General features: G+C 69.4%; 18 protein-coding genes and 2 pseudogenes. 10 read left to right on the forward strand and 10 right to left on the reverse strand.

Annotation, left to right across the window (positions count from 1 at the left end; all coding sequences use genetic code 11):
• Window positions 1-3: 3 nt before the first annotated feature.
• Complete coding sequence (locus tag IF11_RS0125045; RefSeq protein WP_030353984.1) at window positions 4-642, reverse strand: class I SAM-dependent methyltransferase; 639 nt, start codon at window positions 640-642, stop codon at window positions 4-6.
• Between the two features lie 147 nt (window positions 643-789).
• Complete coding sequence (locus IF11_RS0125050; RefSeq protein WP_051746189.1) at window positions 790-3,054, reverse strand: heavy metal translocating P-type ATPase; 2,265 nt, start codon at window positions 3,052-3,054, stop codon at window positions 790-792.
• A 504-nt stretch (window positions 3,055-3,558) separates the two neighbouring features.
• On the opposite strand from IF11_RS0125050, the gene IF11_RS0125055 reads away from it, so the two are divergent.
• From IF11_RS0125055 to IF11_RS0125090, 8 genes are all read left to right on the forward strand, one after another.
• Window positions 3,559-4,587: a sodium:calcium antiporter gene (locus IF11_RS0125055; RefSeq protein WP_240627650.1), complete on the forward strand. Its 1,029-nt coding sequence runs from the start codon at window positions 3,559-3,561 to the stop codon at window positions 4,585-4,587.
• Window positions 4,588-4,727: 140 nt separating this feature from the next.
• Complete coding sequence (locus tag IF11_RS0125060; protein WP_030353987.1) at window positions 4,728-5,960, forward strand: styrene monooxygenase/indole monooxygenase family protein; 1,233 nt, start codon at window positions 4,728-4,730, stop codon at window positions 5,958-5,960.
• A 161-nt stretch (window positions 5,961-6,121) separates the two neighbouring features.
• Window positions 6,122-6,523: an ArsR/SmtB family transcription factor gene (locus tag IF11_RS36930; protein WP_240627656.1), complete on the forward strand. Its 402-nt coding sequence runs from the start codon at window positions 6,122-6,124 to the stop codon at window positions 6,521-6,523.
• The gene (locus IF11_RS0125070; RefSeq protein ID WP_030353989.1) at window positions 6,516-8,645 is read left to right on the forward strand and encodes a heavy metal translocating P-type ATPase; all 2,130 of its coding nucleotides are present in this window, start codon (window positions 6,516-6,518) and stop codon (window positions 8,643-8,645) included. Before IF11_RS36930 ends, IF11_RS0125070 begins: the two co-directional genes overlap by 8 nt.
• Window positions 8,646-8,703: 58 nt before the next feature.
• Window positions 8,704-9,069: a BlaI/MecI/CopY family transcriptional regulator gene (locus tag IF11_RS0125075; RefSeq protein ID WP_030353990.1), complete on the forward strand. Its 366-nt coding sequence runs from the start codon at window positions 8,704-8,706 to the stop codon at window positions 9,067-9,069.
• Window positions 9,066-9,971 carry a M56 family metallopeptidase gene (locus IF11_RS0125080; protein WP_030353991.1) on the forward strand — a complete coding sequence of 302 codons (906 nt, stop codon included), beginning with the start codon at window positions 9,066-9,068 and terminating at the stop codon, window positions 9,969-9,971. Before IF11_RS0125075 ends, IF11_RS0125080 begins: the two co-directional genes overlap by 4 nt.
• 204 nt (window positions 9,972-10,175) lie before the next feature.
• Window positions 10,176-10,628 carry a hypothetical protein gene (locus IF11_RS0125085; protein WP_240627649.1) on the forward strand — a complete coding sequence of 151 codons (453 nt, stop codon included), beginning with the start codon at window positions 10,176-10,178 and terminating at the stop codon, window positions 10,626-10,628.
• Window positions 10,629-10,843: 215 nt separating this feature from the next.
• A complete protein-coding gene (locus IF11_RS0125090) occupies window positions 10,844-12,346 on the forward strand; it encodes a CehA/McbA family metallohydrolase domain-containing protein (protein WP_030353993.1) in 1,503 nt (500 codons plus the stop codon).
• Window positions 12,347-12,788: 442 nt separating this feature from the next.
• On the opposite strand, the gene IF11_RS0125100 is transcribed toward IF11_RS0125090, so the two are convergent.
• Together IF11_RS0125100 and IF11_RS42285 are read right to left on the reverse strand one after the other, a co-directional pair.
• A complete protein-coding gene (locus IF11_RS0125100) occupies window positions 12,789-13,355 on the reverse strand; it encodes an Rv1733c family protein (protein WP_030353994.1) in 567 nt (188 codons plus the stop codon).
• 112 nt (window positions 13,356-13,467) lie between these two features.
• Window positions 13,468-13,920 carry a hypothetical protein gene (locus IF11_RS42285; protein WP_240627648.1) on the reverse strand — a complete coding sequence of 151 codons (453 nt, stop codon included), beginning with the start codon at window positions 13,918-13,920 and terminating at the stop codon, window positions 13,468-13,470.
• A 271-nt stretch (window positions 13,921-14,191) separates the two neighbouring features.
• Between IF11_RS42285 and IF11_RS0125110 the strand changes: the two genes are divergently transcribed.
• Window positions 14,192-14,869 carry a helix-turn-helix transcriptional regulator gene (locus tag IF11_RS0125110; RefSeq protein WP_030353996.1) on the forward strand — a complete coding sequence of 226 codons (678 nt, stop codon included), beginning with the start codon at window positions 14,192-14,194 and terminating at the stop codon, window positions 14,867-14,869.
• 76 nt (window positions 14,870-14,945) lie between these two features.
• On the opposite strand, the gene IF11_RS0125115 is transcribed toward IF11_RS0125110, so the two are convergent.
• From IF11_RS0125115 to IF11_RS0125130, 4 genes and pseudogenes are all read right to left on the reverse strand, one after another.
• Window positions 14,946-15,326 carry an ArsC/Spx/MgsR family protein gene (locus IF11_RS0125115; RefSeq protein ID WP_030353997.1) on the reverse strand — a complete coding sequence of 127 codons (381 nt, stop codon included), beginning with the start codon at window positions 15,324-15,326 and terminating at the stop codon, window positions 14,946-14,948.
• 29 nt (window positions 15,327-15,355) lie between these two features.
• Window positions 15,356-15,517: pseudogene (locus tag IF11_RS43000) on the reverse strand (GTP cyclohydrolase I); the annotation flags it as partial.
• Between the two features lie 15 nt (window positions 15,518-15,532).
• Complete coding sequence (locus IF11_RS43005) at window positions 15,533-15,754, reverse strand: hypothetical protein (RefSeq protein ID WP_338119906.1); 222 nt, start codon at window positions 15,752-15,754, stop codon at window positions 15,533-15,535.
• Between the two features lie 419 nt (window positions 15,755-16,173).
• On the reverse strand, window positions 16,174-17,355 hold the full coding sequence (locus IF11_RS0125130) for an aldo/keto reductase (protein WP_338119905.1): 1,182 nt from the start codon (window positions 17,353-17,355) through the stop codon (window positions 16,174-16,176).
• 478 nt (window positions 17,356-17,833) lie between these two features.
• On the opposite strand from IF11_RS0125130, the gene IF11_RS0125135 reads away from it, so the two are divergent.
• Window positions 17,834-18,727, forward strand: a complete 894-nt coding sequence (locus IF11_RS0125135; protein WP_030353999.1) for a helix-turn-helix domain-containing protein — start codon at window positions 17,834-17,836, stop codon at window positions 18,725-18,727.
• A 146-nt stretch (window positions 18,728-18,873) separates the two neighbouring features.
• Here IF11_RS0125135 and IF11_RS42290 read toward each other — a convergent pair.
• Window positions 18,874-19,832 (reverse strand): annotated as a pseudogene (locus IF11_RS42290) (metallophosphoesterase); the annotation flags it as partial.
• A 267-nt stretch (window positions 19,833-20,099) separates the two neighbouring features.
• On the reverse strand, window positions 20,100-20,615 hold the full coding sequence (locus tag IF11_RS37910) for a cyclophilin-like fold protein (protein WP_133243238.1): 516 nt from the start codon (window positions 20,613-20,615) through the stop codon (window positions 20,100-20,102).
• Between the last annotated feature and the right edge of the window lie 34 nt (window positions 20,616-20,649).

Here is a 20,649-nt window from a genome sequence, read left to right on the forward strand (position 1 = left end):
TGCTCAGCCGGACGGGCGGGCGGTCCCGATGATCGAGGGGGACGCCAGGCCGGCCCGGCCGTTGATGAGGAAGTCGAAGCGGCGGATGTCCTTGACCGTGAACCCGGCCCCGGTGATCGCCTGTTCGGTGTCGCGGGTGAGGTTGCAGCCGCCACCGGCCAGTCGCCACAGCGGGTTGACGGTCCGCTGGACCCGGAACTGCCGGAGCCGCGGGGACCTCACATGCTCGTAGAAGCGCAGCTCTCCGGTCGGTTTGACGACGCGTAGCACCTCGTCGAGCGCGGCCGACACGTCCGCGATGGTGCACAGCACCAACGACATGATCGCCACATCGAAGTGGTGGTCCGCCGCCGGCAGGTGCTCGGCCCGGCCGTCCACCACGTCAACGGGCAGGGTGACCTCTGCGGCCGCACGCTCGGCCAGTGCGCGCAGCCTGGGCTCCGGCTCCACCGCGACGACCTGTTCCACCTCGGACGGATAGTGCCGGAAGTTCGCGCCGGTACCCGCCCCGATCTCGATCACCCGGCCGCGTACGCCTGCGAGGAGTTCCCGGCGGTGATCGATGGAACCGTGCGCCTCGGCGAAGGCGTTGATGCGCGGATAGATACGGGCGAACAGCGGGTGCGAGATCGCTCGGGCCATGGCGCGCTCTCCTCGTTCTGCGGCGGAAGGGGCCTCCGCCCGTTTCACCCGACAAACTTAGGAGTCGCCTCACGGGGCGTCCAGTGCGGCGCGCGAACACCGCTCCGCCCGGGGCTCTGTCCGTACCGGCGTTGTGAGGACGCGGCCTCACTGACGAGTCAGGGCGCAGGCCGTGCGGCTCTGGTCGGGGCGTTCGAGCGGGCCGGCTACCAGGGGCTGGAAGCCGCGCAGCCGCAGGCTGTTGGAGACGACGAAGACCGACGAGAACGCCATCGCCCCTCCGGCGATCATCGGGTTGAGGAAGCCGAGGGCGGCCAGTGGCAGCGCGGCGATGTTGTAGGCGAACGCCCAGAACAGGTTGGCCTTGATCGTACGAAGGGTGCGGCGGGCAAGGCGGATGGCGTCTGCCGCCGCCCGCAAGTCGCCCCGTACCAGCGTCAGATCGGACGCGGCGATCGCCGCGTCGGTGCCGGTACCCATCGCCAGGCCCAGGTCGGCCTGGGCCAGCGCCGCGGCGTCGTTGATGCCGTCGCCGACCATCGCCACCACCCGGCCCTCGCTCTGAAGTCGCTGGACCTCGGCGACCTTGTCCTCGGGGTGGACCTCGGCGAGCACCGTGTCGATACCGACCTCGGCCGCCACAGCGCGGGCCGCCGCCGTGTTGTCACCCGTCAGCAGGATGGGCGTGAGCCCGAGCCGCTTCAGGTCGGCCACCGCCTCGGCGCTGGTCGCCTTCACGGTGTCGGCGACCACGAGTGCGCCACGTATCTGCCTGTCCCAGGCGGCGAAGACGACGGTACGACCTTCCGCCTCCGCCCTGTCGCGTGCGCCGGCCAGTTCCGCGGGCAAGGGCTTCGCCTGCTCGTCCAGCCAGGAAGCGCGCCCCGCCAAGACGGTGCGGCCCTCGACCTGGCCGGTCACGCCACGGCCCTGGGTGTTCGCGAAGCCGGTCACCGGCGGGAGATCGCCCAGCCGTTCGCGGGCGGCGGCGGAGATCGCGGCGGCGATGGGGTGCTCGCCGGCGTCCTCCAGCGCACCGGCCAGCCGCAGGACCTCGTCCGCTTGCTCGCCCTCGGCGGATACGACGTCGACCAGACGCATCCTGCCCTCGGTGACGGTGCCGGTCTTGTCCAGGACGACGGTGTCGATGCTCCGGGTGGACTCCAGTACCTCAGGGCCGCGGATGAGCAGCCCGAGCTGGGCGCCGCGCCCGGTGCCGACCATCAGCGCGGTGGGCGTGGCCAGCCCCAGCGCGCAGGGACAGGCGATGATCACCACGGCGATGGCGGCGGTCAGCGCGGTGGCGGCGGAGGCCCCGATCAGCAGCCAGACGGCGAACGTGCCGACGGCCAGGGCGATGACGACCGGCACGAAGACCGCCGAGATCCGGTCGGCCAGTCGCTGGACCGCGGCCTTGCCGGTCTGCGCCCGCTCCACCAGTGCGGCGATCTGCGCCAGCTTGGTGTCCGCCCCCACCCGTGTCGCCCGTACGACCAGTCGGCCGTGGCTGTTGAGGGTGGCTCCGGTGACGGCCGCGCCCGGCTCGACCTCCACCGGCACGCTCTCCCCGGTCAGCAGCGACTCGTCCACCGCCGAGGCGCCCTCGACGACCTCCCCGTCGGTGGCGATCTTCTCCCCGGGACGTACGACGAAGAGATCGCCGACGGCCAACTCCTCGACCGGGATACGTACTTCACCGCCGTCACGGAGCACCGCGACGTCCTTGGCACCCAGGTCCATCAGCGCCCGGATCGCGTCCCCGGCCCGCCGCTTGGCCCGCGCCTCGAAGAACCGGCCGGCCAGCAGGAAGACGGTCAGGACAACGGCGACCTCCAGATACAGCTGCGCGCCGCCCGCGATCAGGGTGCCCGCGCTCCACAGGTAGGCGGCCAGCACCCCGAGCGAGACCAGGGTGTCCATCGTCGCCGACCCGTGGCGCAGGTTCAGCGCCGCTGCCCGGTGGAACGGCCAGGCACCCCATGCGACGACCGGAGTCGCCAGGGCCAGCGCGCCCCACTCCCAGCCCGCGAAGTGCAGCGCGGAGATCATCGACACGACGACCACGGGCAGCCCCAGGAGGGCCGAGGCGATCAGCCGACGACGCAGTCCGGCTATGTGCGCGCTCTCCGTGTCGACCGCCACGCTCTCCGTGTCAGCCGCCGCGGCCTCCTCCTCGGCCCCGGCCACTTCCGCCCCATAGCCGATGGCCTGGACGGCGGCCACCAACTCCGCCACCCCGACGTCAGGGCTCTCCCGTGTGACATGCGCGGTCGCGGTCGCGAGGTTCACCGTGGCACTGACCCCGGGCAGCTTGCCGAGCTTCCGCTCGACGCGCGCCACGCATGAGGCGCAGGTCATACCGGTGATCGCCAGCTTTACGGGGTGGCCTGTGCCGGTCTCCGTCGTCGCCATGGTGGGGGCTCCTTCCTGTTCCATTCTCGGCCCGCGGGGGCGACGACCGCGAGGCCCTGCCCGCCGGCGGGGCGCCACAGCCGTCGCCCTGGTCCTGTCCGGCCGATCTCCGCGTGCTACCGCGTCTCCACGGACGAACCGGTTCCGGTGCTCGGCTTCATCCGCCTCGTAGCCTTCACGAGTCCCGTACCGGCCACGCAGGGCCGGCAGACCTTCGTTCCGGCTCGAAGGCGTGGTGGGCTACAGTGGGCCGCTGCGAAGGGGAGTAGCCCCGCGAACCGGTCGTCGACACACTGGAACCCCCGGGTTCCCGGTGGCCGGGCCCGTATCCGTGAGGATGCGGGCGGGCGAGACCTTCGGCCCTTTGTCGACGACATTAAGTGCGCGTCGGCGGGGTCGAAGCCGTTCCGCCGCTCCCCGCGCCGACCGTCCTCGAAGCCCCCGCCGGTGCGGGGAAGCCGGACGGTACCTGTGATCCATTTCGTACTGCTCATTGTGTGTGCGGTGGCGATCTATCTCTCCTGCGAGTGGTTCGTCAACGCGGTGGAGTGGCTGGGCGCGCGCCTCAACGTCGGGAAGATGGCGGTCGGCACGATCCTCGCCGCCTTCGGCACCGCGCTGCCCGAATCGGTGGTCACCCTGGTCGCGGTGACCACGGGCGCCACCGAAGAAGCCAAGAACATCGGTGTCGGAGCGGCGATGGGCGGCCCCCTCGCGCTGGCCACCGTCGCCTACGGCGTCACCGGCGGAATGCTGCTCCTCAAGCGCCGCAGGGAACGCGTGCAGGTCCTGGCCGGCACCGGCATGCCCGAAGCCGGCAGGCCGGTGAGCGGCCCGGACGACGAGGCACTGGGCGATGCGAAGGACATGAAGCGGCTGGCCAAGGACCAGAAGTGGTTCCTGCCGATCTTCATCGTGAAGGTCGCGCTCGGTCTGGTCGCCTTCGCCTTCAAGCCGGTCCTGGGCATTGTGTTCTTCGCCGCCTACGCGGCGTACTTCTGGCGGGAGATGCGCGGCGGACGGGAGGCGGACGGAGAGGACGAGGAGCTGGAGCCGCTGAAGTTCCAGCCCAAGGCCGCTTCCCCGGCCACGTGGGCGGTGGTGGCCCAGACCCTGGCCACGCTCGCCGTGATCTTCTTCGCGTCGCAGCTGTTCGTGAAGCAGCTGGACGCCATCGGCCCGATGCTCGGGCTGTCGTCCGCGGTGACCGCGCTCCTGCTCTCCCCCATCGCCACGGAGCTCCCGGAGATCATGAACGCGGTCATCTGGGTACGGCAGGGCAAGACTCAGCTCGCGCTGGCCAATATCTCGGGCGCCATGATGATCCAGGCGACGGTGCCGAGCGGCCTGGGCCTGCTGTTCACCACCTGGAAGTTCGACGGTGCGCTGTTGTGGTCCGGTCTGATCACCATGGCCGCGATCGTCTATCTCCTGCTGACCATGCGCGCTCACAGGCTCACGCCCGCGCGCCTCGCCGTCGCGGCGGGCTTCTACCTCGTCTTCGCCGTCGGACTCATCCCGATCCTGTCCTGAACGAGCAACGAGCAACGAGCAACGTATACCTGCCCTGCACGGCGCTCCGCCTACGGTCGTAACCGCCGAGCCGTGACGATCGTTCACGCGGTGGCGGACTGGGCACGGTCCCCGTTGGTATCCGTGATCAGGGAGTCGGCATGCGTGAGATCGCGATCGTCGGGGCGGGGCAGGCCGGGCTCCAGCTCGCGCTCGGCCTGCTCGCGCGAGGCTATGACGTGACCGTGATCACGGCCCGTGACGCACGGCGGATCCGGGCGGGGCGGGTGATGTCGACCCAGGCCATGTTCGGGCCCGCGCTGCGGATCGAACGTGAGGCCGGGCTGAACCTCTGGCAGCGGCAGGCACCGGTGGTCCGGGCCATCCGGGCGACCGTCACGGATGGCCCGGGCGCCGAAGCACTGGCGTTCACCGGACCGCTGGACGAGCCACAGCAGTCCGTCGACCAACGGGTCAAGATGGCCGGCTGGCTGGAGTTGTTCGAGGCCAGGGGTGGCCGGGTCATCCATCGGGCGATCGATGCGACAGAGCTCGAACGGATCGCATCGGAAAGGGACTTGACGCTGGTCGCGGCGGGTCGGGGCGAGCTGGCGGAGATCTTCGCGCGCGACAGCCGGCGGCCCCGCTTCGGCCGGCCGCTGCGCACGCTCTCGTGCGTGTATCTGCACGGGGTGCGGACGCCCGGCAGCCCGGCGCGGACCGAGGTGCGCATTCACGTCGTGCCGGGTGTGGGCGAGGTTTTCCTCCAGCCGGCTCTGACCACCAGCGGCCCATGCACCACCCTGTTGTGGGAAGCCGTGCCCGGCGGCCCGCTGGACTGCTGGCAGGACCGTCCATCACCGCAGGACCACCTCACCCGGTCCCTCGACCTGCTGCGCGCCTTCCTTCCGCAGGAGTACGAGCTCTGCGCCGCGGCCGAGCCGACCGACTCCAACGCCACTCTGTACGGAGCGGTCACTCCCGCGGTCCGGCACCCGGTCGCCCGCCTCTCCCCGGACACCCATGTGCTCGGCATGGCGGACGTCGTCGTCGTCAACGACCCGGTCACCGGACAAGGCGCCAACAACGCGGCACGCTGTGCGGACATCTACCTCGACGCGATCCTCGAACAGGGCGAGGGGCCCTTCGACCCGGCATGGATGCGGCGCACGTTCGACGTGTTCTGGGACCACGCCCGGCACACCACCGCCTTCACCAGCATGATGCTGGAACCCCTGCCCGAGCACATGCTGCGAGTCCTGTCCGCGGCGGTCACCCACGAGGCGGTCGCCCGCCGGTTCGCGAACGTCTACGCCGACCCGTCCGACTTCGCGAACTGGCTCGCGGACCCGGCCGCGACCGACGCCTACCTCGCATCGGCCACCGGCAGCTGACCGCCACCGACAGCGGATGGTGCCTGATCGCCGTCGCCGCCTCCGGCATCATCAACGCCCTCGTCCGCATCGCTCACCCTTACCGCAGATCACGCTTACCGCAGACCATTGATTCACTCTGTGCTTAATTCAGCAACTGCTGTACCGTCATCTCCATGGAGATGAGTCATACGAGCGGCCCCGCCGTCGCGGTGAACGCGGCCGCGCTGGCCCGGGTGGGCACGGCGCTGGCGGATGAGAACCGGCGTCGGCTGCTGCTGGCTCTGCTGGAAGCGCCGGCGTATCCGTCGGATCTGGCCGAGCGTCTGAGCATGACCCGCGGCAATGTTTCCAACCACCTGTCCTGCTTGCGAGGCTGCGGCCTGGTACGCACCGTGGCGGTGGGGCGCCGGGTGCGCTACGAACTGGCCGACCCCAAGCTCGCGCACGCGCTGGCAGACCTGGCCGCGCTGGTGCTGCTGGTCGACCCCCAGGACACGTCCGAGCAGACGTGCGCGCCGGACGATTACTCCTGCGCGGCTGACGAGGCCCTCACCGAGGATCCGGAGATACGTCATGGCTGAAGCCTGCTGCGGAACCGACAGCCGCAGCCGCACCACGGCGCACACCACCGGCGCGCGCGACGAGAACGCCACCGGGACCCCCGGCGCACCCGCCGCGGTGTGGCAGGTCGGGGAACTGCGGGCGGCCGCCCTCGCCGGCGTGCTGCTTCTGGTCTCTCTGTTCCTGTCCGGTGTCTGGGCCACAAGCCTGGAGCTGGCAGCCCTGGCTGTCGGCGCGGCCACTTTCGTGCCGGGTACGCTGCGCGCGCTGCTGCGTGGTCGGCTGGGCGTCGGACTGCTGATGACGATCGCCGCCGTCGGCGCGGTGGCGCTCGGCGAGTTCGGTGAGGCCGCCACGCTGGCGTTCCTGTTCTCGATCGCCGAGGGCCTGGAAGGCTACGCCGTGGCCCGTACCCAGCACGGGCTGCGCGCCCTGCTGGACCTGGTGCCGCCCACCGCGACCGTGCTGCGTGACGGTGCCGAGACCGAGGTTGCCCCCGCCGATCTGCGCGTCGGAGATGCCCTGCTGGTACGCCCCGGCGAGAAGATCGCCACCGACGGTGTGGTGGTGTCCGGGCGCAGCGCGTTGGACACCTCGGTGGTGACCGGCGAGTCGGTGCCGGTCGAAGTCGGGCCCGGCTCCGAGGTGTTCGCCGGCACCGTCAACGGCGCGGGCGTACTGGAGATCACGGTCACCGCCGGCGCCGAGGACAACTCCCTCGCCCGCCTGGTGCACATCGTGCACGAGGCGCAGGAACGCAAGGGCTCCAGCCAGCGCCTTGCCGAGAGGTTCGCCCGTCCGCTGGTACCCGGCGTCCTCGTGCTCGCCGCCCTCGTGGCCGCGCTGGGCAGCCTGTTCGGTGACCCCGGCGTGTGGCTCGAACGGGCCCTGGTGGTGCTGGTGGCCGCCGCACCGTGCGCTTTCGCACTGTCCGTGCCGGTCGCGGTCGTCGCCGCGATAGGCGCCGCCTCCAAGGCCGGCGTACTGATCAAGGGGGGCGCCGCCGTCGAGGCCCTGGGCAAGGTCAAGGTCGTCGCCATCGACAAGACCGGCACCCTCACCCGCAACGAACCCACCGTGATCGAGGTGACCGCCGCGCCGGGCGTCGCCCGAGGCCGGGTACTGGCCGTGGCCGCCGCGCTGGAGGCCCGCAGTGAGCACCCGCTCGCCTCAGCCGTCCTCGCCGCCGTCGGCACCACAGCGGTGACGGCCGGGAGTGACGTGGAAGCGATCCCCGGCAACGGGCTGCGTGGCACGGTCAACGGGCGCAAGGCCCGGCTGGGCAAGCCCGGTTTCATCGACTCGGGCGTTCTCGCGGGCGAGGCGACCCGACTCCAGGACGCCGGAGCCACCGTGGTCCTTGTCGAGCACGACAGCGAACTGCTCGGTGCCATCGCCGTACGCGACGAAGTCCGCCCCGAGGCAGCCGAAGCGGTCGCCATGCTCAAGCGTCAGGGCGTGGCGGTGGTCATGCTCACCGGCGACAACTCCCGCACCGCCGCCGCGATAGCCGCCGCTGCCGGGATCACCGACGTCCGCGCCGAACTGCTCCCCCAGGACAAGGCACGGATCGTCAGCGAGTTGAAGGCCCTTGGCCCGGTGGCCATGGTCGGCGACGGCATCAACGACGCCCCCGCACTCGCCACGGCCGAAGCCGGTGTGGCCATGGGCGCCATGGGCAGCGATGTCGCCATCGAAGCCGCGGACATCGCGCTCATGGGCGAGGACCTGCGCCGCCTCCCGGACGCGATCGCCCACACCCGTGCCGCGCGCCTCATCTTCACGCAGAACCTTCTGATGTCCGGCGCCATCCTGGCCGCCCTGGTGCCACTGGCCGCCACCGGGGTCCTGGGCCTGGCCGCCGTGGTCGCCACCCACGAGCTGGCCGAGGTCCTGGTCATCGGCAACGGCATCCGCGCCGGACGCAAGAACCGCCTGCCGCGTCATGCCCCACTGCGCACCCCGCACCAGGCGACGGCCACCGCCCGTGTCCCCGCCCGTGTCCCCGCCCAAGTACCGGCGCCGGACAGCGGCGGGAAGGCACTGCTGCCCCTGAGTGTCAGTGTCGCCACGCCGTCGACCGCGGGCGGCTGCTGCGGTGATTCCTGCGATTCCCACCCTTGGGCGGTGGACAACTCGTGAACCGACGACGCCTATCATGGCCGTTGACGCGGAGGCGGTTGCGGAGAGGACACGGGGTATGCGGTGGCTGGGGGATCTTGAGGCCGAGATCTTGGACTGCCTGTGGAAGTGGGGCAGACCCGCCACAGTCCGTGAAGTCGTCGACGACATCAACACACGTCGGCCGTCGGCTTATTCGACCGTGATGACCGTGGCCACCATCCTCTACAACAAGGGCTGGCTGACCCGGGAGAAGCAGGGCCGTGCCTGGCTCTACACACCGGTGCGCAGCCGGGAGGCGTACTCGGCGGCTCTGATGGAAGACGCGCTGGGAGCCAGCGAGGACCGGCCGGCCGCTCTGGCGTACTTCGTCGAGCGGATGACCGACGAGGAAGTGGCCGCGTTGCGCGAGGCGCTCAGGACCGCCGACCGTACGGCCGAATGAACGCCGCTCCCGCGCTCCTGGGTTACGCGGCCGCCGTTGGCTGGGTCGCACCGCGTGTGATGCTGCGGAGCAGCTGGCCGCACCGCTCCCCCGCGCTCGCCGCGACTGTGTGGATCGCGTTCGCGGCCTCCTTCTCCCTGTGCGTCGCCCTTGCCGCGCTTCATCTCGCCACCCCTCAGGCGCACTTGCACGGCATCCTTTACTCGTGCCAGGTGGCGTTGGGGATCGGGCCCACCACCGGCGCGGGAGCGGTGGAGCGTGTCGGCATCGCCGCCTCGGCGGTCGTGGTGGCCGCCCACGTGGTGAGTTTCGCCTTCCACGCGTTGCGCGCACGCGGGGCGCGCAACGGTCACCGCAGGATCCTGGACAAGGTCGGCCGTCCGTCGGCGGGACTGCGTGCCACGGTGATCGACCACGGGGTACCGGCCGCCTACTGTCTCCCGGGCCGCCGTCCCAGGATCGTCCTCAGTACAGGGGCGGTTGAGCTGCTCTCCAGAGCGGAACTCGGCGCTGTGGTCGAACATGAGCGGGCGCATATCGCCTGCCGTCACCACCTGGTACTCGTCGCCGCCCAATCGTTCGCCACCGTCTTTCGCCGGCTGCCGTTGGCCCGGCACCTCCGTGAGCAGATTCCGCTTCTGCTGGAGATGGCCGCCGACGACCGGGCTCTGCGCAGTTATCCGCACGGGGTGCTGGCCACAGCCATGGTCGAGATGGCGTCAGGAGGCGCGGCACCTCGCGGCACGTTGTCCGCCGGAGGCCCTACGGCGCTCGTCCGGCTCCGGCGGATCCTGGGGCCGGCGCGGTGTGCGCACCCAGCTCTCCGCGGGGTCATGGCCGCTACCGCCGTCATGACGCCCCTGCTCCCCCTGCTCCTCGCGTGCCCTCCCGGGCTGGGCTGACAGACCGAACACACTCAGCCGTCCGCCGGCTCCACCCGGGCCCGGCGGATCCGGCGGTGCCTCCGCCGCACCGGCGCGGTGCCCCAACCCGCGTACGTGGCAGCCTCCCGCCCCTTCGCACCCCTCATCGGATGAACAGTTGGCCGTGCCCGCCCGTACCCCGTGGCACGCCCCGAACTCACCCCACGAAACGAGGGACGACCGGTGACGACCGCTCGTACACACCGCGCACACACCGCGGCCCTGCTCCTGCCTGCGCTCATCGTGGGCTGCTCAACAGCCCCTGCCGACACCCAGGGCGCCACCCGTCCCAGCACGCGCGCCGACAGCCCTCCCGCCGCCGCACCCGCGGACATTGAGAAGATCGCCTCCCTTACCGGCTGCGACGCCGATATACGGATGGAGGCCGATGAACTGCGCGAAGGGGTATGCACCACCGCACAAGGCAGCTGGATCGTGACGACGTTCCCGGCCGAGAAGTTCCAACGGTCGTGGCTGGACGCCGCGAGCATGTACGGCGGCACCTATCTCGTCGGCCCGAGATGGACCATCGGAGCCGAGCCGGAGCTCCTCAAGCGGCTCCGTGCGAAGGTCGGCGGTGACCTCCGGCAACTGCGCGGCATGAACTCGCCCGCGGCCTCAAGTCCCAGTGGCTGAAGGCAATCAGCCCGTGCGCGCATGTGGCCGGTGCGGCCCGTGGGCCATCGTCGGGCAGAGGCGCACGCCTCTGGGGCAACGTGAGGTCGCGCGCGTTTCAGGAGTGCTGGAGACGGCTGTTTTCCATGCTCCCGGCCTCTGTTCACACAGCGTTCGGTTTGTTGTCCCAGGCTCGGTGATCGCCCCCCTTGAGCTGTTGAACGAGAGGTTCCATCGTGAAGGACAGGAACAGCGAAGATCCTGAGTACGCGGCGCTCTCGCGGCGCCGGCTGGTCAAATTCGCGGGCGTCGGGGCGACGTTGGCGGCCGCGAGCCCGCTGGTGGGCGGTGGCCCCGCGTGGGCCGCCGACGCCGAGGACCGCGAGCGCGGGAAGTCCGACGACTCCCGCAACCGGGTGTGGCGGGCCGGCGATCACCATGTGCACTCGGAGTACAGTGGCGCGTTCGACACGTCGACGAACCCTCCGACGTTCCGTAAGGGTGCCGACGCCGTCTACCCGATCGTCACCAACGCGATCATGGCCAAGCACTTCGGCCTCAGCTGGGTGATGTGCACCGACCACGGCGGGCCGACGCACTCGAAGGTCAACCTGGAGCAGGCCTACCCCGACCTGCTGCGCTCGCGCGTACTCGTGCCCGGGGTCCTCCAGTTCTGGGGGATGGAGTTCGACGCTCCGGCTCTGGACCACCACACGCTGATGATTCCTCACCACAGCGACGAGGCACAGCAGTTGTTCGAGCTGGAGAGCCGCTTCGCCAAATACGACGCGTTCCCCACCGACAGTGGCCGTGACACCGAGTCCAAGATGATCGAGTTCCTCAAGGCCGCGAAGGACATGAGGCGCAAGCCGCTGGTGATCGCCCACCACGCCTCACGCTCGGCGCCCGGTCTCGGTGTGTACGGGCAGGACACACCGCGGGAGTTCCGCAACGGCAACAACGCCGCACCGGAGATCTACGTCGGCTTCGAGGGCGCTCCCGGCCACCAGGCCGGCCCGCTCAACGACGGCGCGCGCGGCGGCTACGGCAACTACCCCACCCACGGCGGCTTCGACCAGATGACGGCGCGCGTCGGCGGACTCTGGGACGCGCTGCTCGGTGAGGGCCGGCGCTGGTGGATCACCGCGACATCGGACTCGCATGTGCACTGGACGCGCGGCGGTTCGGACTTCTGGCCGGGCGAGTACAGCAAGACGCATGTGCTGGCCAGGCAGGACTACGCCGACATCATGGACGGGCTCCGCAACGGCCGGATCTGGGTCGGGACCGGGGATCTGATCACCAGTCTCGATCTGACCGCGAGCAACCGCGGTAGCGACGCCGCCATGGGCGAGACTCTCACCGTAAGCCGCCGCAACCGTACCGACGTTGAGATCGAGATCAAGTTCCGGCCGCTGGAGGGCAAGAACGCCAACGGTGACCGTCCGGAGGTCCGGCGCGTCGACCTGATCGTGGGTCAGATCACCGGGCCGAGCGCCAGCCTCGACACAGACACCAACCCGACCACGAAGGTGGTGGCCCGGTTCGGCCCGAGCGACTGGCGCAAGCAGGGGAAGGAGTACGTCATCCGGCACACCCTGCGCAATGTGGAGAGCGACCTCTACGCGCGCGTGCGCGGCACGAGTACGGACGAGGCCGAACCGCTCGCGGACGGTCAGGAGAGCCCCTGGGACGACCTGTGGTTCTACTCGAACCCCGTCTTCATCCAGGTCCGCTGAGGAGCGCGCGAGCGATCAGGCGCGTAACCGGATGACGGTGGCCGCGGCGGTAGTCGTTCCGGGGACGACGTAGCCACGGCCGTTTCCACCCGGCGGGTGGCCCGGCCCGCCGGTCGGAAATCTCCACGCCGAGGTCGGCGGAGAGGGCTTCGGCCGGCGGGACTTCCGCGACGTGCTGATCCGCGCCCGTATCCGGCTGTACCCGCAGTGGTCAGTCTGCTGCGCGGGGGACCTGGCTCGGTGTGACCCCGGCCTGGTGCGACCTGGCTTGGTGTGCGGCAACGGCCATGACGATGACGGAGGTCAGGAGGATACCGGCGCCGACGTAGAGCGGCGCGGTGTAGCCGAAGCCCGCGGTGATGGCCAGCCTCACGGAACTGCGGAACTGCGGAACCGTTGCAGGCAGCCTGAGTCGGCAGCGGTCTTCCGGTTCAGCCGTCGCTCAGGTGCGATGGGGGCGCCACTTCGGCCCGACTTCCCGCCATTCGCGGTCCCATTGCGACTCGCGGCGCCTGGCCAGGCGGACATGAACGAGTACGAAGCCGGCCGTGGCCAGGGCCGCCGTTCCCGTGGCGGCCAGGGTGCCGAAGGCCAGGGCACGCATCTGTAGTCCCCGGTGAGGGCTGTCCCGGATCCTGTCCGTGCCGTCCAGCCAGACGATGGTATGACGGCCGGCGGGAGTGTTGGGCATCACCCAGGCGAGTCCGCGGCGCCGGCTTCCGTCCGCGGTGCGCCACTCCACCGTAGCCCGCACCTGGTCGGAGCGGCTCACTTCGTCCGCAGGCGCAGGCGCCGGCGCTTTCTGCGTGAGAACGGCGGAGACGCTGTACCAGTCCGCGGGGAGGCGGGGGCCCGATGCCGCCACGCTCATGCCTGTGGCCACACCGGCGAGGGGCGCACCGACCACCAGCAAGAGACCTGAGATGAGCACGGCCCATGCCTCGGCCCGGTCGGTACCGCGCTTGAGAGGGTTTCGGCGCCAGCGCCAGAACTTCCGGCTGGTCCTCATGACCGGACTCCTTCTCGCGGAGACTGACGTGATGTGCCGCGCGTCGTGCGTACGTTCGGCGGCGGGGGCAGGCAGGCGGGCGGGCGGGCGAAGGGATGCTCTCGCGCAGGCGTCAGTGGGCGTGGGAGGGTGCTCCATCCTCGGACGGTCGGATCTGTATGCCGGGACGGCGTCGGTGGACGGTGAGGTAGGAAAGCCCCTCGGCGTGTGCGGTGATACCGCGGACGCTTCCCCGTGGCAACCAGATCAGGGTGCCCCCGGCGAGGGGCTCGGTTCCTTCGGCGGTTCCGAGTACGCCGGTGCCGGCGACGACCAGGAGAAGGACATCCAATTCCGTTTCGGCATGGGCCTCGACGCCTTGGTGGGACGGAAGGTGCACAAGGTTGGCGTCCAGTTGCCTTCCGCCTTCGGCGAGTTTCCACAGGGCGCCGGCCGGAGCGGGGAGGAGAGCGGCCAACTCTCGGACGTCACACAGCACGCTGGGGGTGGGCTCCGCGATTCGCTCGGCCAGGGGCGGCTCGTCTGCGTCCGCGTCGGATGCCGGCGTCACAGCGTCCCCTCTCATGCCGTTCAGATTCGCACCATTATTACATGTGCGATTAGTAAAAATGTATAGTGGGGATCGCTGAGCACGCCGCGACCTGGGCGATCATCGTCCAACAGCCTGCCGACGACAGAGGATTACCATCAGGTCCACAGCGAGTTCTTGACCCTCTCGGCTCGCCCGACGGCGCAACGCCGGGACACACCGGGCGGGACCATCCGTTCGTCTCGTTCATCCGGTTTTCGTCCGGTTCATCGCCGAACTGCCGCAAGAAAGGTAAGTGGGGACAGACATGGCTCGTGAGCCCGAGCGCGATCGGGAAACCCCGCGCCGCCGTGCGTTGCTCGACGCGTTGCGCGATGCCGGCACTCCACTGGGCGTCACCGAGATCGCCGAGCGGGTCGGGATACATCCCAACACGGCCCGCTTCCACCTGGACGCACTGGTGACCCAAGGAGCGGTGGAGCGGGAGCGGGAGGAATCCTCCGGACCGGGACGTCCTCGCACCGTCTACGCTCCCCGCCGCGGGATGGATCGTGGCGGGAAGCGCGGCTACCAGCTGCTGGCACGGATCCTGCTGAGCCAGCTCGCGTCGACAGGACCGGACGCCGGGCCCGCGGCCATGGAGACGGGCCGTCTTTGGGGGCGGCACCTGATCGACCCGGCCCCACCGTTCCATCAGGTGAGCCACAGTGAAGCGGTGGAGCGGGTCTCCGGACTGCTCGCGGAGCTGGGCTTCGACCCGGCCGTCGACGGCGGCGACGGTGAGACACCCCCCAGCATCCGTCTGCGCCACTGCCCGTTCCTGGAGCTCGCCGAGGAATTCCAGGAGATCCTGTGCCCACTCCACCTGGGCATGCTGCAAGGCGCGTTGGCGGAGCTACGCGCCCCCGTCGCCGCCACCCGGCTCGAACCGTTCGCCCAACCCGAGGTCTGCCTGGCCCACTTGACCTCCGTTCCTGTCGCTTAGGTCCTGTCCGGTCGATCGGGGGTGGCACCGCTGATCATGGTCGTACTCCTCACCGCCGGACAGTGCGCCGGAGCTGTCAGGCGGGGTCTGACTCCGGCGTCGGCGACAGGACGGAGCGGATGGCCGCGTCGGTCCGGGCGACCACGGCGGTGCCGTCGTCGGCGGTGATGATCGGCCGTTGGATCAGTGACGGGTGCTCGGCCAGGGCGGTGATCCACCGCGTGCGGTCGGAGGCCTCACGGCTCCACGTGTGAAGGCCGAGATCCGTCGCGGCGATCTCGCCGGTACGGGCGATGTCCCACGGTTCCAGCCCGAGCCGGGTGAGGAGCTCTTCCAGTTCCGCGACGGTGGGCGGGTCCTGGAGGTAGCGCCGCACCGTGTACTCGGCGCCCTCCGCGTCCAGCACGGACAGTGCCGACGTGCACTTCGAGCAGGCGGGGTTGATCCAGATTTCCACGGGGCCGGTCCTTGGGGTCGCGGTGACGGTCAGTGGCTGACGCCGCCCAGGGCGAGGAACTCCGCCCGGGAGCCGAGGTCGTGGCGCAGCCGTCCGACCAGGGTAGAGGTGATGGTGGAGGAGCCGCCGGCCTGGACGCCGCGCAGGGTCATGCGGGTGTGTTCGACCTCGATGATGACACCGACACCCTTGGGGTCGAGTTGGGATCACAGCCAGTCGGCGATCCGTTTGGTCAGGCGTTCCCGGACGTGCGGGCGGCATCGGACCGGAATGGCGCGGGCCAGGACGAGTTCGGCGTGGGCGCGGACCATCCGCCCGGGGGCGCCCTGCATGCTCTCGCTGTCCGTGGAGGCGCCGAGGGCATTGAGGAAGTCGCGTGCGGCGTCCTCGGCGGCGGCGAGGTCGATGCCGGCGGTCTCGTGAACCACGTGCAGGGGCGTGGGGGCGGGAGTCGGCCGGGCCGGTGGCTGCCGCCGGTGCGAACGGGTGTCCGTACGGTCCGGCCGGCAGAGCGCCGATCGGGTGCCGAAGCCGACGGAGACGTCGGTGTGCAGGCGGTCGCCGTTATTGACGCCGTTGATACACGGTGAGGCAGACCAGCCCGTCAGGTCCGGCCGTCAGAGCCCGCGGCGCGACGCGGGGCAGCCACACCACCGACCGGGCCCCCATCGGCCGGCGGCTCGCACCAGTGCCGAGCCACCCGGTTCCCTCGATCACGAGCAACAGGACATCAAGGTCCGAAGGGTCCATCGCATCGGTCCGCAGCGGCGAAGTCTCCCGGAAGCCGGCGATATCATCCGGGTCCGCCGCACACGCCGCTGCGGCCGCCGAGGTTGATGCCCGATGGTCACACTGTCTGGTCGACCATCTGCATCTGCATTTCATTCATGCGTTCGCCGTATACTTCAATTCCGGCGAAAGCGGTTTCGATTTCGCCGAGGTCCCCGGGTGACAGTTGAACGTTGAGTGCGCCCAGGTTCTCGTTCAGGTGCTTCGGGTTCCGGGTGCCCGGGATCGGAACAATCCACGGCTTCTGCGCGAGGAGCCAGGCCAGGGCGACCTGGGAAGGCGTCGCGTTCTCACTCTTCGCGATGCGCCTGAGCAGGTCGACGACCGGCATGTTGGCAGCCAGATTTTCCGGAGAGAAGCGGTCGAATGTTGCTCGAATGTCTGTTTTCGGATCCAGCTTTGAGCGGGCATTTATTGTGCCCGTGAGGTACCCCATTCCCATGGGCCCCCACGGAACGAAGCCGATTCCCAGCTCCTCGCAGATCGCAAGCACACCGTTCTTCTCCGGGTCCCTTTCCATCAGCGAGTATTCCGTCTGGATCGCCGTGACGGGTTGAACGGCATGCGCCCGTCGGATTGTTCTGGCACTCGGCTCGGAGAGACCAAAGTGCAAAACCTTTCCTTCCGCGATGAGTTCCTTGACCGCACCGGCCACGTCCTCGATCGGCACGTCCGGATCCACCCGGTGCTGGTAATAGAGATCGATGCGGTCGGTCCGAAGCCGCTTGAGTGATCCCTCAACCACTTCCCTGATGCGGTCCGGCCTGCTGTTGAGTCCGCTCTTCGCTTTGCTGTCGAAGCCGAACTTGGTCGCGATCCTGACCTCGTCGCGGAGGGGTGCGAGTGCCTGCCCCACCAACTCCTCGCTTGTGTGCGGGCCGTACACTTCGGCGGTGTCGAAGAACGTGACACCCCTTTCATGGGCCTCGCGAAGAACCCTGATTCCCTGGTTTATGTCGGCAGGAGGCCCGTAGTTGGCACTAATACTCATCGCACCGGCCCCCATTTCCGACACTTCCATTTCTCCGAGCTTTCGCGTCTTCATTCCGCGGCCCTTGGGAGTGGCGCTTTCACTGCTCCGGCTGCTGCTGACCGGGGACTGATCCGAACAGGCGGACAGGAGCGATGTTCCGACGACCAGCCCGGCCCCGACGAGACCGGTCCTCGCCATGAAGTTGCGGCGGCTGAAGGCGCCGCCATCTCGATTATTCGATTCTGTTTCGTGCTTGCGATTCTTCATAACGGGTCTCCTCTTTGGCGGTTTGAAATGGCTATCGGCGAAAGTGTTTCGCGGAGCGTTCACCCGATGCGCGGTCCGCGATCACCTTCGTACGTAGGTTTTGCGGTTATGCCTGGTGTGAAGACGCAGATGCCGAATGGGCGTGGCCCCTTTGAGGCGGGATGCCAGTTGGCACAGCCGTGGCCGACGCTTCGTAGACGACGCGGGCGTGCGCAGCCGAGGTGACATCACCCGGCCGGGCGGTCTCGGTATTCGTCGTACGGTCCTTCGCCTCGTCGCCGCACGGGTGTAGGGCCCGGCTGGGTAACCATCACTGAACCTCAGATGCCGTGTCGTCCGTGTCGTCCGTGTCGTCCGTGTCGTCCGTGTCCCCCGGTGCAGACCATGCAACCGGCCGCCGGGAGCGTGAAGAAGTCACTGCTGGAACGTGTACTGACAGCCCACCCCACGTCCCTGGAATCCCGCCTAGCTTTGAGTGGTGGACAACCGTGACGAGGCCAAGGCCTTCCTCAGCTCGCGCCGGGCCAGGGTCACCCCTGAGCAGGCCGGCCTGCAGCACTACAGCCGCAACCGGCGGGTGCCCGGACTGCGCCGCAACGAGGTCGCCGACCTGGCCGGGATCAGCGTCGAGTACTACGCCCAACTCGAACGGGGCAACCTCAGCGGCGTCTCCGGCAGCGTCCTCGACGCCCTCGCCCGAGCACTGCGGCTCGACGAGGCCGAACGGGCACACCTGGCTGACCTCGCCCGCGCAGCCGGCCCCGCACCCCGTGCCCGTCGCAAGCCCTCCACGCAGCAGGTCCGGCCCGGCGTGGCGCGCATCCTTGAGCTGATGACCGAGGTGCCGGCCTTCGTGAACAACGCGCGCCTCGACGTCCTCGCCGCGAACCCCCTCGCCCAAGCGCTGTACGCACCGTTCTTCGCAGACCCCGCCCGCCCGGCCAACCACGCCCGGTTCGCTTTCCTCGACCCTCGTGCCCGCGACTTCTGGCTCGACTGGGAACAGGTCGCCAACGACACCGTGGCCGTGCTGCGGACCGAAGCCGGCCGCGACCCGTACGACAGGGCGATGACCGACCTCATCGGGGAACTGTCGACCCGCAGCGACGAGTTCCGTGTCCGTTGGGCCGCGCACGACGTGCGCCTGCACCGCACCGGACTCAAACACTTCCATCACCCTGTTGTCGGTGACCTGCACCTGAACTTCGAGACCATGGAACTGTGCGCCGACCCCGGTCTGACCTTGACCGCCCTGAGCGCCGAAGCCGGGTCGTCCCACGACGACGCCCTTCGGGTCCTCGCCAGTTGGGTCGCCACCCACCAGCCCACCGACGCTCTGGCCGAGCCGCGTGCGGACCGCAGGCGCCGCTGACGTCCGGACTGTCCTGTCGGAAATCTGACGGTGCTTCCGCGCGCTGGTTTCTGGTCATTGCGCGGACGCGTTCCCGCAGAGGGCCTCGATCGTGTCGGCTTGCGACAGCGTCGGCAGATGTGTGGGAAGACGAGAAGGTTGATCCCAACCCATGGCTCGGCGCCTGAGAAGTACTCGTGGTTCCCGGTGACGAAGTACGTACCGTGTCGAGCCCGCAGCCCGGCGAGCGGCTCGACGGCCGGGCTGAGGTCTTCGACACTGCCGTCGACCAGGTCACCGACGACGGCGATCAGGTCGGGCTGGGTCGCGTTGATGGTGTCGACGACCCGCTGGGCGAAACCGCGGCCCGGAATCGGGCCCAGGTGGATGTCGCTACCACAGCGATCCGGAACCCGTGTGCGCTACGAGGCAGTTTGGCCAGCGGGATGGTGAGGCGTTTCACCTGGGGACCGCGCAGCACACTGGCGGTCCCGTAGCCGACGGTGCCGACGGCAACGGCCGTTGCCGTACCGCCCACGACGCGCGAGACGAAGAGGCGGCGGGACAGGCCCGACGGGCCGGGTAGCGAAGGCGCGGACGCCGGTGCACGCCGGTGCTCGGCCACCGCGACGGGCTCCGGCGTGTCCCCCGCGGTACCGGACCCGCCGTGCGCTACCGCCAGGGACCGACGCGGGCCGACGGCGGCGAGTTCCTCGCCCCGCTGTGCCCCGGACTCACCGGGCCGTCCCGCCACAGGGGGCCGTATGGACCGGCGCGCCCGCTCCTTCGCAGCTGCTCCAGCGTCCCGTCGTGCGAGCCACCGTCGCAGCAAAGGCCGGACTGCCTCGCCCGCCAGCAGCGTGAGCAGCAAGTACAGGAATACAACCATCCACAGATATCCGGGCCAGGCCAGGATCTGTTCGAGAAGGAAGGGGACCCAGGGTCTCTCGGCCACCAGCGTGCCGCCCGTCAGCAGAGGCCCGGCCACGAAAACGACGCTCCCGGCACGCCGCTGGAGCGAGCCCCGGGGCATCGTGTCGCGCACCAGGCGACGCCACGCGTACCAGTGGAGCGCACCGAACGCCGCCAGCACGACGAGTCTGACGAGCATCAAGACGAAAATCACGGCCGAGCAGGCCCTTTCCTGGAGACGTCCTCGGGACGATGAGTCCCACTACGGCCTGATAACAGCCGTGTCCCATGGGCCACGACGCAGTGCGCGCCCAGCCCGCAGAACCCCGCATCCGAGCGGGGCACAGCGTCGTACGTAGCTTGGCACTGGACACACGCCGCGTGGGAGGGAGAGTTCTCTACCTGGTTGCTCGGTTCGCGATGACGGCATCACGGCCGATGGACCCGCATGAGCGGCCGTGGCGCGTGGACAAGTGGAGCGTCACCCGGCCTCGATCCGCATGTCTACGTTCGCGGGAAGGTCTTCGAAGACGCTCACGTCAGATGTGATCTCGCCCATCTTCGTGAGGGTCGGGACTGAGCTGGTCGGCTCGTAGATGATGGTCACGCTGTCACGTGGATTGTAGTAAACAATGTCACCGGGCTGGACATCGGTATAGAAAGGCCCCGTCTCGGTCAGCGGGTCGGACAGCTCGGAGATGTACTCGATATCCAGGTTCCGGAACCACGGCAAAGTGACCGGCAGCATTTCCTCGAAATCCCGGGCGGCATCACTGTTATTGAGCCTGGCCCTGATGGTGCGGTCTCCGACCGTGAACGTGATGGGCGTGCCCTCGTTCACCGACGCGTCAGCGCCTGCGGACGAGCGGGACCCGGGCGAGGAGACCTCGGTGGTCGCTGAGGGTGATCCGGTGGAGTCGGCGACTGTGTTGGAGGAGCACGCGGCGAGGGCGACCGCAGTCGCCGCCCCGGTCACGGAGGCGAGAGCTTTCTTCATGGTCCCAGTCGATCTCAGGCCGGCTCGGCGAGGA

This window comes from Streptomyces scopuliridis RB72, from assembly GCF_000718095.1.
Lineage (GTDB): Bacteria > Actinomycetota > Actinomycetes > Streptomycetales > Streptomycetaceae > Streptomyces > Streptomyces scopuliridis.